Raw genomic sequence first — 14,322 nt, forward strand, 5'->3', positions numbered from 1 at the left:
GGGCATGGCTGAAGCGAATCTTGAGCTGCTGATGCAGATGGTGCAGAAAGTCCTCGACAATCAGCGCGAGATGCGCGAGGACATCCGCGAAATCAAAAGCCGGTTGGGGCGGCTGGAGAGCGATGTGGCCAGCCTGCACGGTTTTCTGGCGGAGCAGTCCATCCGCATGGACCGTTTCGGCGACCGGCTGGAACGGGTCGAGCGGCGTCTGGAACTGCGGGACTGAAGGCTGACCCATGCTCATCGACTGTTTCGGCCGCCGCATCACCTATCTGCGCCTGTCGGTCACCGACCGCTGCGATCTGCGCTGCCGCTACTGCATGGCCGAGGACATGACTTTTCTGCCCCGGGCCCAGATCCTCACCCTGGAGGAGCTTTACACCCTGGCCCGGGTGTTCGTGGGACTGGGGGTGGAGAAGATCCGCGTCACCGGTGGCGAGCCGCTGGTGCGGCGGGGGGGGCTGAATCTGATCGAGGATCTGGGCAGGCTGCCGCTGCGGGAGCTGACCCTGACCACCAACGGCATGCGTCTGGCCGAGTGCGCCAGGCGGCTGGCGGCGGCTGGCGTCCGGCGCCTCAACGTCAGCCTCGACAGCCTCGATCCTAAGCGCTTCCGCCGTATCACCCGGGTCGGCGACCTGGAGCAGGTGCTACAAGGTATCGAGGCGGCGCGCCGGGCCGGTTTCCAGCGCATCAAGCTCAACACCGTGGTGCTCAAGGGCGTCAACCACGACGAGACCACCGCTCTGGTGCGCTTCGCCGTCGACCGCGGCCTAGACATCAGCTTCATCGAGGAAATGCCCCTGGGGGTGATCGGCGACCACGACCGCGCCGCGGCCTTCTACGCTTCCGATCAGGTGCGGGCCGATCTGGAAAGGCATTTCGAGCTGCTTCCCACCACCGAGCGCACCGGCGGGCCGTCGCGCTACTGGCGGGTGGCCGGCAGCGACACCCGGGTCGGCTTCATCTCCCCCCACAGCCACAATTTCTGCGGCGACTGCAACCGGGTGCGCCTGACCGTGGAAGGGCGTCTGCTGCTGTGCCTGGGCAACGAGCATTCCCTGGACCTGCGCCGGATCCTGCGGCGCTGGCCCGGCGACGAGGACCGGCTGCGCCGGGCCATCCGCGAGGCCATCGGGCGCAAGCCGGAGCGTCATCATTTCGATCTGCGCGAGCAGCCGGTGATCCTGCGGCATATGAATCACACCGGAGGCTGAAATGGGCGTGCCGGAAGTACAGCGACGTTACACCTATGCCGATTATCTCACCTGGCCCGAGAACGAGCGTTGGGAGCTGATCGACGGCGTTGCCTACGACATGTCGCCGGCCCCGACGCGCCGCCATCAGGAAATCGTGGTGGAAATCTGCCGTCAATTCGCCAATCAGCTGGCGGACCGGCGATGTCGGGTTTATGTCGCCCCTTTCGACGTGCGCCTGGGGGCGCCGGGATTGGCCGATGACGAGATCGATACCGTAGTGCAGCCGGACGTGAGCGTCTGGTGCGATCCGTCCAAGTTGGACGAGCGGGGGGCCAGGGGCGCGCCGGATTTGGCGGTGGAAGTGCTCTCGCCCCATACTGCGGCCAAGGATCTCACCGTCAAGCGCGAACTCTATGCCCGGGTTGGGGTGGTGGAATACTGGACCATCGAACCGCTGGACCGGGTGCTGATGATCTGGCGTCTGGAAGGGAATGGTTACGGTGCCCCGCACATCACGGGGCTAAAAGGCGTGATGGCGAGCCGGATTGCCGGGTTGCAATTGGATTTGGATTTGTTGGCAAGCGTATTGGAGGACCTGTGACTGAGAGGAATTTGGACCCCCGCGGCCTGTCCGGGGCGCGACTGATCCAGGACAACGATCCCCAGGAAACCCGCGAGTGGCTCGAGGCGCTGGAGGCGGTGATCCGCCACGCCGGTCCCAAGCGGGCCCACTATCTGATCGAGCGTCTGATCGACCAGGCCCGCCAGGCCGGGGTCGCCATTCCCTATTCCGCCACCACGCCCTACATCAACACCATCCCCGCGGAACTGGAGCCGAGCTATCCGGGCGATCTGGACCTGGAGCGGCGTATCCGCTCCTTCGTGCGCTGGAACGCCATGGCCATGGTGGTGCGGGCCAACCGCCGTTCCACCGAATACGGCGGCCACATCGCCAGTTACGCTTCGGCGGCGACCCTGTACGAGGTGGGCTTCAACCATTTCTTCCGCGCCCCCAACGAGAACTTCGGCGGCGATCTGGTGTTCTTCCAGGGCCACGCCTCGCCGGGGATGTACGCCCGCGCCTTCCTCGAAGGGCGGCTGAGCGAGGAACAGCTGGCCAACTTCCGCAGCGAGGTCGCCGGCAACGGCCTGTCCTCCTACCCCCATCCGTGGCTGATGCCCGATTTCTGGCAGTTCCCCACCGTCTCCATGGGGCTGGGGCCGCTGATGGCCATCTATCAGGCCCGCTTCATGCGCTATCTCCACGACCGCGAGCTGGCCGACACCTCGGGCCGCAAGGTCTGGTGCTTCTGCGGCGACGGCGAGATGGACGAGCCGGAGTCGGTCGGCGCCCTGTCCCTGGCCGGGCGCGAGCGTCTCGACAATCTGATCTTCGTCGTCAACTGCAACCTCCAGCGCCTCGACGGCCCGGTGCGCGGTGACGGCAAGATCATCCAGGAGCTGGAAAGCCTGTTCCGCGGCGCCGGCTGGAACGTCATCAAAGTGATTTGGGGCTCGCGCTGGGATCCGCTCCTGGCCCGCGACACCCAAGGCCTCCTGAAGAAACGCATGGAGGAGGTGGTCGACGGCGAATACCAGACCTACAAGGCCAAGGACGGGGCCTACGTGCGCCAGCACTTTTTCGGCAAGTACCCGGAGCTGCTGGAGATGGTCAAGGACATGTCCGACGAGCAAATCTTCCGCCTCGACCGCGGCGGCCACGATCCCAGAAAGATCTATGCCGCCTACGACCGGGCGGTGAAGCACGTCGGTCAGCCGACGGTGATCCTGGCCAAGACCATCAAGGGTTACGGCATGGGCGAGGCCGGCGAGGGCCGCATGGGCGCCCACCAGCAGAAGAAGCTGGAGGAGAAGGCCCTGCGTCAGTTCCGCGACCGCTTCGAAATCCCCATCCCTGACGACAAGCTGCTGGAGACGCCCTTCTACAAGCCCTCCGAAGACAGCGAGGTGATGCGCTACCTGCACGAGCGCCGCCGCGCCCTGGGTGGATACCTGCCCCAGCGCCGGCGCCAGTCATCGGTGTTCCTCTCCCTCCCCGACGACAAGCCCTACGATTTCGCTTTCAAGGGCACCGGAGAGCGCGAGATGTCCACCACCATGGTCTTCGTGCGCCTGCTGGCGGCCTTGATGCGCGACCGCCGCTTCGGCAGGCACGTGGTGCCCATCGTTCCCGACGAGGCCCGCACCTTCGGCATGGAAGGGCTGTTCCGCCAGTACGGCATCTATTCCCACGTGGGGCAGTTGTTCGAGCCGGAGGACGCCGGGCAGATCAACTACTACCGCGAGGACAGGAAGGGGCAGGTGCTGGAGGAGGGCATCTGCGAAGCCGGCGCCATGGCCGACTGGATCGCCGCCGCCACCTCCTACAGCAACCACGATCTGCCGATGGTGCCGTTCTACATCTATTATTCGATGTTCGGCTACCAGCGCGTCGGCGATCTGTGCTGGGCTGCCGGCGACATGCAGGCCCGCGGTTTCCTGGTGGGTGGCACCGCCGGGCGCACCACCCTGGCCGGGGAGGGGCTGCAGCACCAGGACGGCCACAACCTCCACTTCTTCTCCGCCGTCCCCAACTGCATCGCCTACGATCCCTGCTTCGGCTACGAGCTGGCGGTCATCATCCGCGACGGGCTCAAACGCATCATCGGCAACGGCGAGAACGTCTATTATTACCTGACGGTGATGAACGAGAATTACCCCCATCCGCCGATGCCGGAAGGGGTGGAGGCGGGCATCCTCAAGGGCATGTACCGCATCGTCAGCGGCGGCGATCAGGCCCGGGTGCAGCTCTTAGGCAGCGGCACCATCCTGCGCGAGGTGATGGCCGCCGCCGAACTGCTGCAGCAGGATTTCGGCATTGCCGCCGACGTCTGGAGCGTTACCAGCTTCTCCGAGCTGCACCGCGACGGCGTCCAGGCCGAGCGCTGGAATCAGCGTCATCCTGCCGAGGCGCCGAAAAAGCCCTACGTCACCGAATGCCTGGAAAAGGCGCCCGGACCGGTAGTGGCGGCGACCGACTACATCCGCAGCCATGCCGAGCAGATCCGCGCCTTCGTCCCGCAGCGCTATGTCACCCTCGGAACCGACGGCTACGGCCGCAGCGACACCCGCAAGGCCCTGCGTTACTTCTTCGAGGTGGACCGCCACGCGGTGGCGCTGGCCGCCCTCAAGGCGCTGGCCGACGAGGGCAATGTCGAGGCCGGGGTGGTGCGACAGGCCATCGACCGCTACGGCATCGATCCGGAAAAACCGTTCCCGCCGACGGTGTGAAAGGGTAGAGTGAGCGCATAATAACCACAAGATCATCGAAAAAGGGGTAACGAGTGAGCCAGATCAAGGAAATCAGCGTCCCGCCGTTGGGAGATGTGGACGCCGTCGATGTCATCGAAGTGCTGGTCCAGCCCGGCGACACCGTGGCCAAGGACGATCCGCTGATCACCCTGGAGAGCGACAAGGCCACCATGGAGGTGCCCTCGTCGGAGGCGGGGGTGGTCAAGGAGGTGCTGGTCAAGGTGGGGGACAAGGTCAAGGAAGGCGATCCCATCGTCCGCCTGGAGGCGAGCGAGGCGGAGGAAGCCGAAGCCGCGCCACCCGCCAAGGAAGAAGAAGCCAAGGCCCCGGCCGCCGCGCCGGAGGTCCAGGCCCCCGTCTCCGAAGCGGCACCGCTGCCGGCCCCCGAACCCGAACCTGCACCGCCGCCTGCCGCAGCCCCGGCCGCCGAACTGCCCTACGCCAGCCCGTCGGTGCGGCGCTTCGCCCGCAGCCTGGGGGTGGATCTGTCCCAGGTGCGCGGCAGCGGGCCCAAGGGCCGGATTCTGCGTGAGGACGTGGAGCGCTACGTCAAGTCCCGCCTGCAGGGGGCGCCGGCGGCGGGTGCCGCGCCGGGAATCCCGCCGGTTCCGGAAGTGGATTTCACCAAGTTCGGGCCGGTGGAAAGACAGCCGTTGTCGCGGATCAAACGCCGCAGCGGTCCCCACCTGCAGCGGGCCTGGCTCAACGCCCCCAAGGTGACCCAGCACCACGACGTGGACATCACCGAGCTGGAGAATTTCCGCCAGTCCCTCAAACCGGAGGCGGAAAAGCGCGGCATCAAGCTGACGCCGCTGGCCTTCGTGTTGCGGGCGCTGCCGGTGGTGCTGAAGGAATTCCCCCAGTTCAACGCTTCCCTGGCGCCGGACGGCGAAACCCTGATTCTCAAACGCTATTGTCACATCGGCGTCGCCGTGGCCACGCCGGACGGGCTGGTGGTGCCGGTGATCCGCGACGTGGACCGCAAGGGCGTGTGGGAACTGGCCGGGGAGCTGGCCGATGTCAGCGCCCGTGCCCGCGCCGGCAAGCTCGGGCCCAACGATCTCCAGGGGGGCTGCTTCTCGGTGTCCAGCCTCGGCGGCATCGGCGGGGGGCACTTCACCCCCATCGTCAACGTGCCGGAGGTGGCCATTCTGGGGCTGTCACGGGCGCGGATGCAGCCGGTGTGGAACGGCGGTGAATTCGAGCCGCGAGTGATGCTGCCCATCTCCCTGTCTTATGATCACCGGGTGATCGACGGCGCCGAGGGGGCGCAGTTTGTGGTCCGCTTCGGTCAACTGCTCTGCGATTTGCGCCAGTTGGTGCTGTGAGGGAGAGGGAGGAAAAAAACATGACGATCGAAACCGAAGTCCTGGTCATCGGCGCCGGCCCCGGCGGTTACACGGCGGCCTTCCGCGCTGCCGATCTGGGCAAGAAAGTGACCCTGGTGGAACGCTTCCCGGTGCTGGGGGGCGTGTGTCTCAACGTCGGCTGCATTCCCTCCAAGGCCCTGCTGCACCTGGCGGAGCTGATCTATCAGGCCGGGGACGCGGCCGCCAAAGGCATCGATTTCGGCGCCCCGAAGATCGACCTCAACAAGGTGCGGGCCTGGAAGGAACGGGTGGTCAAGACTCTCAACACCGGCCTGGCCGGTCTGGCCAAGCAGCGCCAGGTCCAGGTGGTGCAGGGGGTGGCCAAGTTCGTCTCCCCCCACGAGGTCGAAGTGGAAGGCCCTGAAGGCAGCGAAACCATCCGTTTCCAGAACGCCATCATCGCCGCCGGTTCCCGCCCGGTGCAGCTGCCCGGTTTCCCTGACGATCCGCGGATCATGGATTCCACGGATGCGCTGGCGCTGGAGGAGGTTCCCGGCCATCTGCTGGTGGTGGGGGCGGGTGTCATCGGTCTGGAAATGGCCTGTGTCTATCATGCCCTGGGGGCGAAGATCTCGGTGGTGGAGCTGGCGGACCAGATCCTGCCGGGGACCGATCCGGAGCTGATCCGGCCGCTGCTGCAGACCATCACCAAGCGCTACGAGAACATCTGGCTCCGCTCCAAAGTGACCGGGGTCGAGGCCGGGGCGGACGGCCTGACGGTCCGTTTCGAGGGGGAGGGGGTGCCGGATCAGGCCCGCTTCGACCGCCTCCTGGTGGCGGTGGGACGCCGCCCCAACAGCGACCGCCTCAATCTGGCCGCCGCCGGCATCGACACCGACGAGCGCGGCCTCATCCCGGTGGACGAGCAGATGCGCACCCAGGTGCCGCACATCTACGCCATCGGCGACCTCGTGCCGGGGCCGATGCTGGCCCACAAGGCCAGCCACGAGGGCAAGATCGCCGCCGAGGTCATCGCCGGCGAGAAAGTGGCCTTCCAGGCCCTGACCATCCCGGCGGTGGCCTACACCGACCCGGAGGTGGCCTGGATGGGCAGGAGCGAGGCCGAGCTGAAGGAAGCCGGCATCGAATACGACAAGGCGGTGTTTCCCTGGGCCGCCAGCGGCCGCGCCCTGGCGATGGGGCGGCGCGAGGGGCTCACCAAGCTGCTGTGCGACAGGAAGACCCGCCGGATTCTGGGTGCCGGCATCACCGGGCCCCACGCCGGCGAGCTGATTTCCGAGGCCGTGCTGGCGCTGGAGATGGGGGCCGATGCCGAGGATCTGGCCCTGACCATCCATCCCCATCCGACCCTGTCGGAGACGCTGATGTTCGCCGCCGAGATACTCGAGGGTACCATCACCGATCTGTATCTGGGCGGCAAGAAAAAATGAATCTGGCGGAATTGCCCACGGTCGCGCTGCGTTGCCAGCATTTCGGCGAGTCCGGTCCGCCGTTGATGATCCTCCACGGCCTGTTCGGCGCCGGCCGCAACTGGTATTCCCTGGCCCGCAAGCTGGCGGATGAATGCCAGCTCCACGTCCCCGATCTGCGGGGACACGGGGAATCGCCCCAGGTGGGGCCCATCGATTATCCCCACATGGCCGCAGACGTCCTCGCCCTGATGGATCGTGAAGGATTGGCCTCCGCCAGCCTGCTGGGGCACAGCATGGGCGGCAAGGTGGCCATGACCCTGGCGCTGCACCATCCGGAGCGGGTCGAAAAGCTGATCGTGGTGGACATCGCCCCGGTGCAGTACAGCCACAATTTCGACCACGTCATCGCCGCCCTGCGGGCCCTGCCCCTGGAGCGGATCCACAGCCGCCGCGAGGCGGAAGCGTGGCTCAATCAGCACCTGGACAATCCGCTGGTGTGCCAGTTTCTGCTCCAGAATCTGGTGGCCGACGATCACCGCTACCGCTGGCGCATCGACCTCGACCTCATCGCCGAGGCGCTGCCGGGCATTGTCGGCTTCCCCCTAGACGACCAGGTCAGGCCGTTCGAGGGGCCGACCCTGTTCATCGCCGGCGGTCGCTCGGAATACCTCAAGCCCCAGTACCACCAGGCCATCCGCACCCTGTTCCCCAACGCCCGCATCCAGACCATCGCCAACGCCGGCCACTGGGTCCACAGCGACGAGCCCGAGGTCTTCCTAGACGTGGTGCGCTGCTTCCTGCGGGAGGCATGAGCCGACGCCATTAAAGCCGCGTCCCTTCCCGCCGCTAACCTCGGTGGGAATGCGGAAAGCGGCGACATGCGTATTTGGATCTGGCTCGGTTTGTTGTGGAGCGGTTGGGTGGCGGCGGAGGTGTATCAACCCTCGCCGCTGACCGCCGGCTGGCATCTGGAAACAGGGAAGCTGTTTTGCCGCCTGAGTCAGACGGTCGAAGATCTGGGAACGGTGGCCTTCGAGCAGCGGGCCGGCAAGCCGCTGCGTTTCTGGTTGCAATTGGCACACGAACCCCGGGTGGTGGACGCCGGCCTTCAGATCCATCCCGCACCCTGGCAGCACCGTTACCTGCCCGGTCGGCGTTACGCCGTCGACCGCATCGAAACGGCGGGAACCTTGGGCCGGCGCCTGGTGGTGGAAGGGGCTGTCGCCGAGCAGATGCTGGCGGCGGTGCATGCAGGCCGCTTTCCCCGCTTCGATTACCGCCGCCCCTGGGGAAACGTGCTCAGCGAGGCCCAGGTCAGCGTGTCGGCGGTGCGGTTCTGGGAGCGCTATCCCGATTTTCAGAACTGCCGCGCCAAGCTGCCGCCCTACAGTCTGGATGACTTCACAGATCTGCAGTATTACTTCCGCGAGCAGCAGGTAGAGCTGCCGCCGGCGGCCCGTACCCGCCTGTCCCAGCTGGCGGATCTGCTCCAGCGGCTGGGCAAGGGGCAGGTGGTGGTCAGGAACGTCACCGCCGGGGCCGGCAAGGCGGCCGAAAGCTGGTTCCGGAAGCGGTTTCTCCGGGTGCGGCGCTGGCTTCAGTCCCAGGGGCTGACGGCCGATTGGGTCACTACCGGCAAGGCCCGCGGCAAACCGGTGGTGGAGATCCGCCTGTTCGGCCCCGAGGGGTTGCGCCTGTACCACTACGGCCGCCGCCAGAGCCGGCTCACGGCCGCCCAGCGCCGCCGGCTCGATCTGTTGGCCCGTTATGTCAACGAATTCTTTCCCGGCCAGCTCGTCATCCACGGTTACAGCGACGGTGCCCGCTGGCGCAGCGAGCGCACCAATCTGGCGCTGTCGCGCCGCTGGGCCGAGCGCATCCGTGATTATCTGGCCGGACGCGGGGTGGCGCCGCAGCGGATGACGGTCAAGGCCTGGGGATCGCGCCACCGGGTCGCCAGCAATTTGACCAAAGCCGGGCAGGCCAAGAACCGGAGAGTGTGGATCGATTTCGACGAGAGGCCGTTACCGGGCGCCGGGCGCTGATCCGGCTTCGAGCCAGGATCTGGCCAGGGCCAGATCTTCGGGGGTGTCGATGTCCACCGCCGCCTCCGGGTGTTCCAGAATCACGAAACGGACCCGGATGCCGAGCTTCTTTTCCACCTGTCGGGCCACCTCTGCGGTGGTCAGCCGGCCCAGCAGATAACGCACCAGCGTGACCGCCCCCAGTTCCCGGATGAGGCGCCAGGGGCGTTTGCGCTGTTGTTCCAGACGGCGCCAGAAGTGGACGAACTCCCGTCCTTTGGGGGTGAGAAAGGCGAACAGATTGCAGGTGCAGAAGGGGCCGTCGGCGAAGCGCAGGGCGGTGCGCCGCACGCCTGGAAAGCGCCGGACCACCAGCCGATGCGGGACCAGGCCGACGGCCAGATCGACGCCGCTGTCCTGGGCGCGGCGGCAGAATTCCGTGAACACTGCGGAATCGGGAAAGGCCAGGTCCGAGGTGGTCAGCAGCACCGGCTGCCGGGGCGGGACGGTTTCCATGCCGCGCCAGGCGCTGAGGGAGGGGGAAGCGGCGGGCGGCAGCCAGCGCAGGGGTTTGATGCTGTTTAAGGCGTGCCGGCGCCAGATGGTTTCGGCCGGCCCGACGAGGACGATGGCCTCGATGAGCGGGCAGCCTTCCAGGGCCGCCAGCACCCGCGCCAGCAAGGGGGCGCCGGCGAGCGGCACCAGGCTCTTGCAGGGAGCCCCGGCGGCCGCGGCGACCGGGTTGGCCCGTTCACGGTCGGCGGCGAGAACGACAGCGTGCCAGTTCATGGTGCCGGTGAGCGGGCCGGGATGCCGCTTTTCGGGGTGTATACGGCCCGGACGGCCGTGTCCAAGTCCCCAGGGACGGGTTCACGACGTCCCCGAAAAGCGGTGTTCCGGCCCGCTGACGGAGGTGATGCGGGTGGGAAATTCATGCCAGCGACTTCTGGTAGATCCGGTAACGTTTGTCGATCCCGGCCCCCAGGCTTTCGATGATGCCGCGGATGCGCCGGTTGTCCTCCAGAATCCACGACAGCTCCATGAACCGCATCCCGTGGCGCAGTACCGGCTCGCGCAGGGCATCCACCAGCAGATAGGCGATGGCGGCGCCCATCAGGCTCTGGCGCTGGGATTTGCGGATGCCCATCAGGATCACCCGGCCGCTGTCGGGCGGCTGGGATTTCCAGCGCCACAGCAGTTTGAGCCAGTTGAGCGGCAGCAGGCGGCCGTCGAGCCCGGCCAGCAGCTGGTTCAGGTTGGGAATGGCGACGATCATCCCCACCGCCTCGCCCCGGTATTCAGCGATCTGGACGAAGTCGTCGGCGACGATGTGTTTGAGCGTCCCGGCCATTTCCGCGAATTCTTCCCGGGTGAAGGGCACGAAGCCCCAGTTGTCGGACCAGGCGTCGTTGAAGATGTCGCGCAGCAGCTCGAATTCCTCCAGCAGGCGCCGGCGCCTGAGGGGACGGACCCGGATTTCCCCGGCCGCCTTGGCCGCCAGCCGCCGGACTGCGGCGGAAAATTCGACATCGGTTTCGAGACGGTAGGCAAGCAGATCCTTGGCCTTGGCATAACCGAGGGCTTCGATCCGGTCGGCGTAATAGGGCGGGTTGTAGGGCATCATCACCATCGGCGGCTTGTCGAAGCCTTCCACCAGCAGCCCGCAGTCGTGGTTGATGGAGAGGTTGAACGGCCCCCGCACCGCCGTCATCCCCGCCTCCCGCAGCCAGGTTTCCGCCTGTCCCAGCAGGGCCTCGAACACCGCCGGATCGTCGACGGCCTCGAGCAGGCCGAAAAAGCCGGTCCGGTCATCGTGCCGCTCCAGATAGAGCCGGTCGATCTGGGCGCTGATGCGGCCCACCGGTTCCCCGTCGCGCAGCGCCAGCCAGCCCTGCCAGCGGGCGTGGCGGAAATAGGGATTCTGCGGGGAAAGATGCTGGCGGCGTTCCAGCTCCAGGGGGGCGATCCAGTGGGGGTTGCCGCCGTGGAGGCGGTGGGGGAGACGGAGGAACCGTGTCAGATCCTTGGGATGGGTGACGGGAAGTAATCGCAGGGTGGTCACGGACGGGGTGTTGTATCGTTGCCTTAATGAGACGGTTGATTGTTTATTAGCAACAGGCTATCCTTGAGGCCAAGTATTTCGGTGACCTTCACGGGGTGCTCAGGGCTTTGCCCCGTGCTTGTCTCCGAATTGACGTCGGTGCTATGATGTTTTTTACCCATAGGTTACCTGGCTTTCGCGTGAAAGCAACCAAAAACGACAGATAACAAGGACACCTGCCTTCGCTGTTGTTGCGAAACGCCAACCGGTTTTTATGGGCGGATTGAAACGTGAATGAAACAGGGGAGAGGCTCTTGGGTGCTCAAGCTACGCCTACCGAGAATACGTTGCCGCTGCGGCGGGCAGATTTTTCGACTTTAGCCGACGCGCTGGATTACGCCGCGCAGGGGCAGACCGGCTGCAACTTCTACAACGGCCGTGGGGAGCTGTACGAGGTTCTGCCGTATTCCAAACTGCGAGAGCAGGCCCTCGAGCTGGCCCGGCGTCTGGCCGGACTGGGGCTGCCGCGGGAGTCGCGTCTCGCTCTGGTGGCGGAGACCACCCCGGATTTCCTCCGCTTCTTCTTCGCCTGTCAATACGCCGGTCTGGTGCCGGTGCCGTTGCCCATCCCTTTCAGCCTCGGCAGCCACGAGGCTTACGTGCGCCAACTGCGGGCGATGCTGCAAAGCTGCCTTCCGGCGCTGGCGATGGCGCCGGTCAGTTTCATCTCCTTCCTCACCGAGGCTGCGGCAGGGCTCGATCTCGAGTTTTTCGGCGCCCCGGAGGATTTCTACCGCCTGCCCTACGGCAACGCCGAACCGAAGCCGCTCGAGCCCGATGAACTGGCCTACCTCCAGTACACCTCCGGAAGCACCCGCTTTCCGCGCGGGGTCATGATCCGCCAGGCGGCGGTGATGGACAACCTGGCGGGAATCGCCCAGCACGGTGTCGATCTGCGTCCCGGGGACCGGGCGGTGTCCTGGCTGCCGTTCTACCACGACATGGGGCTGGTGGGGCTGATGCTGACGCCGGTGGCGTCCCAGGTGTCGGTCGATTACCTGGGAACCCGCGAGTTCGCCATGCGGCCGCGTCAGTGGCTGGCGCTGATGTCCAGGAACAAGGCGACGATTTCCTTCGGACCGCCGTTCGGTTACGAGCTGTGCACCCGCCGCCTGCGTCCCGGGGAGGCGGCCAAGTTCGATCTGAGCGCCTGGCGGGTGGCCGGCGTGGGGGCGGAGATGATCCGCACCGAAACCTTAAACCATTTCGCCGAGGCACTGGCGCCGGCGGGTTTCCGCGAAGAAGCGTTCCTGCCCTGCTACGGCATGGCCGAATGTTCCCTGGCCGTCTCCTTTGCGCCGTTGGCCGAGGGGGTCAAGGTCGATCGGGTCGACGGGGAAGTTCTGGCTCTGGAGGGGCGGGCGGTTCCGACCGGGGACGCCGAGCGGGTCAACGAATTCGTCGACTGCGGCGTGCTGCTGCCCAGTTTCGAGATGCGGATTCTCGATGCCGACGGCAACGAGGTGGGCGAGCGCCGCATCGGCACCATCCACCTGCGCGGCCCGAGCGTGATGTCCGGCTATTTTGAGGATCCGGAAACCACCGAGGCGGTGCTTTCCAATGACGGCTGGCTCAATACCGGCGACCTCGGCTACGTGGCCGATGGTCGCTTGTACCTGACCGGGCGGGCCAAGGATCTCATCATCGTCAACGGCCGCAACATCTGGCCGCAGGATCTGGAATATCTCGCCCACCGCCAGCCCGAGGTGCGTCCCGGTGACGCCCTGGCCTTCGGGGTGCCGGATGCGGACGGCGACCGGGTCATCCTGGTGGTACAGTGCCGCGAGACCGACGAGGCCAAACGCGCCGATCTGGTGCGGCGCATCCGCTCCCAGGTGCAGGCGGAGATCGGTGTCGACTGCACCGTGGAGCTGGTGCCGTTGCACACCCTGCCGCGGACGTCCTCTGGCAAGCTGTCGCGTTCCAAGGCCCGGGAAAATTACATCACCCAGCACGGCCTGGTCCAGTCCAAGGGGCAGCGTGCTGCCGCCCTCTGAAGCGTGACGGCCCCGGCGCCTTTGATCGCGCTGACCGGTGCCAGCGGCTTCATCGGCCGCTGGATCGCCCGCCATCTGGTTGCCGCCGGATGGCGGGTTCGCGTTTTGGTGCGCCCCGGCTCCGAGTCCAGGCTGCCCGCCGGTCTTCCACTGCTGCGGCACCGGGGCACGTTGACCGCACCGGAGGGGCTGGCGGCCTTCGTCGCCGGCGCGCAGGCGGTGGTTCACTGCGCCGGGCAGGTGCGCGGCATCACGCCGGCGGATTTCGAGGCCGTCAACGTCGCCGGAACCCGGCATCTGGCCGCTGCCGCCGCCAGAGCGAAGGTGCGCCGTTTCGTGCTGATTTCGTCCCTGGCGGCCCGGGAGCCCCATTTGTCTCCTTATGCCGCCAGCAAGCGCGCGGGGGAGGAGGTGATTTCAGCGTTCGGCCAGGCGTTCTCGTCTTTGGCGCTGCGGCCGCCGGCGGTGTACGGGCCCGGTGACCGGGAGATGCGTCCGTTGTTGGAGGCGATGGCGCGGGGCTGGATTCCCGTCCTAAGCGATCTGAGTGCCCGTTTCTCCCTGCTCTACGTCGAGGATCTGGCCCGGGCGGTGGCGGCGGCGGTGCGGAGCGACGCCGAGGGGGTGTTCGAACTGGACGACGGCCGTCCCGGCGGTTACGGCTGGCACGAGGTGCAGGCCATCGCCGCCGCCTACCGTCAGGGGAAGGCCCGTCTGCTGCCAGTGCCCGAAGCCTGGTTACGGACCGTGGCCAGGATCAGCCTGGGCCTTGCCAGGCTGAGCGGGCGCCTGCCGATGCTGACCCCGGCCAAGGTCAACGAGTTACGCCACCCGGACTGGGTGTGCGACAATACCCGGATCTGTCAGGTCCTCGACTGGCGTCCCCAGGTGGATTTCGCCACCGGGTTGCCCCGGACCCTGGCGTCACCGGCTTGAACTGCAACGA

General features: G+C 66.6%; 12 protein-coding genes. 10 read left to right on the forward strand and 2 right to left on the reverse strand.

Features of this window, described 5'->3' with window-relative positions:
* The first annotated feature begins 4 nt into the window (after positions 1-4).
* The 8 genes from MCIT9_RS05145 to MCIT9_RS05180 all read left to right on the forward strand — a co-directional run bounded on the left by MCIT9_RS05145 (position 5) and on the right by MCIT9_RS05180 (position 9,299).
* Positions 5-226, forward strand: coding sequence for a hypothetical protein (locus MCIT9_RS05145; RefSeq protein ID WP_317706339.1), 222 nt, complete (start codon positions 5-7; stop codon positions 224-226).
* Between the two features lie 10 nt (positions 227-236).
* The gene (moaA, locus tag MCIT9_RS05150; RefSeq protein ID WP_317706340.1) at positions 237-1,217 is read left to right on the forward strand and encodes a GTP 3',8-cyclase MoaA; all 981 of its coding nucleotides are present in this window, start codon (positions 237-239) and stop codon (positions 1,215-1,217) included.
* Position 1,218: 1 nt separating this feature from the next.
* Positions 1,219-1,800 carry a Uma2 family endonuclease gene (locus MCIT9_RS05155; protein ID WP_317706341.1) on the forward strand — a complete coding sequence of 194 codons (582 nt, stop codon included), beginning with the start codon at positions 1,219-1,221 and terminating at the stop codon, positions 1,798-1,800.
* Positions 1,797-4,490: a pyruvate dehydrogenase (acetyl-transferring), homodimeric type gene (gene aceE, locus MCIT9_RS05160; RefSeq protein ID WP_340681280.1), complete on the forward strand. Its 2,694-nt coding sequence runs from the start codon at positions 1,797-1,799 to the stop codon at positions 4,488-4,490. The genes MCIT9_RS05155 and aceE overlap by 4 nt, the downstream gene beginning before the upstream one ends.
* A 53-nt stretch (positions 4,491-4,543) precedes the next feature.
* Positions 4,544-5,839: a dihydrolipoyllysine-residue acetyltransferase gene (gene aceF, locus MCIT9_RS05165; RefSeq protein ID WP_317706342.1), complete on the forward strand. Its 1,296-nt coding sequence runs from the start codon at positions 4,544-4,546 to the stop codon at positions 5,837-5,839.
* A gap of 20 nt (positions 5,840-5,859) precedes the next feature.
* On the forward strand, positions 5,860-7,272 hold the full coding sequence (lpdA, locus tag MCIT9_RS05170) for a dihydrolipoyl dehydrogenase (protein WP_317706343.1): 1,413 nt from the start codon (positions 5,860-5,862) through the stop codon (positions 7,270-7,272).
* Positions 7,269-8,066 (forward strand): alpha/beta fold hydrolase, encoded by a 798-nt coding sequence (locus MCIT9_RS05175; RefSeq protein ID WP_317706344.1) that lies wholly within the window; start codon positions 7,269-7,271, stop codon positions 8,064-8,066. Before lpdA ends, MCIT9_RS05175 begins: the two co-directional genes overlap by 4 nt.
* A 66-nt stretch (positions 8,067-8,132) precedes the next feature.
* Positions 8,133-9,299: a MotY family protein gene (locus MCIT9_RS05180; RefSeq protein WP_317706345.1), complete on the forward strand. Its 1,167-nt coding sequence runs from the start codon at positions 8,133-8,135 to the stop codon at positions 9,297-9,299.
* Here MCIT9_RS05180 and MCIT9_RS05185 read toward each other — a convergent pair.
* Positions 9,279-10,067 (reverse strand): nucleotidyltransferase family protein, encoded by a 789-nt coding sequence (locus MCIT9_RS05185; RefSeq protein WP_317706346.1) that lies wholly within the window; start codon positions 10,065-10,067, stop codon positions 9,279-9,281. The genes MCIT9_RS05180 and MCIT9_RS05185 overlap by 21 nt on opposite strands.
* A 142-nt stretch (positions 10,068-10,209) precedes the next feature.
* Complete coding sequence (locus tag MCIT9_RS05190) at positions 10,210-11,340, reverse strand: hypothetical protein (protein WP_317706347.1); 1,131 nt, start codon at positions 11,338-11,340, stop codon at positions 10,210-10,212.
* A gap of 293 nt (positions 11,341-11,633) precedes the next feature.
* Between MCIT9_RS05190 and MCIT9_RS05195 the strand changes: the two genes are divergently transcribed.
* Entirely contained in the window at positions 11,634-13,376 is a 1,743-nt protein-coding gene (locus MCIT9_RS05195) for a fatty acyl-AMP ligase (RefSeq protein ID WP_317706348.1), read from the forward strand.
* A gap of 21 nt (positions 13,377-13,397) precedes the next feature.
* Entirely contained in the window at positions 13,398-14,312 is a 915-nt protein-coding gene (locus MCIT9_RS05200; protein ID WP_317706349.1) for an NAD-dependent epimerase/dehydratase family protein, read from the forward strand.
* The last annotated feature ends 10 nt before the right edge of the window (positions 14,313-14,322 follow it).

The organism is Methylomarinovum caldicuralii (assembly GCF_033126985.1).
GTDB lineage: Bacteria > Pseudomonadota > Gammaproteobacteria > Methylococcales > Methylothermaceae > Methylohalobius > Methylohalobius caldicuralii.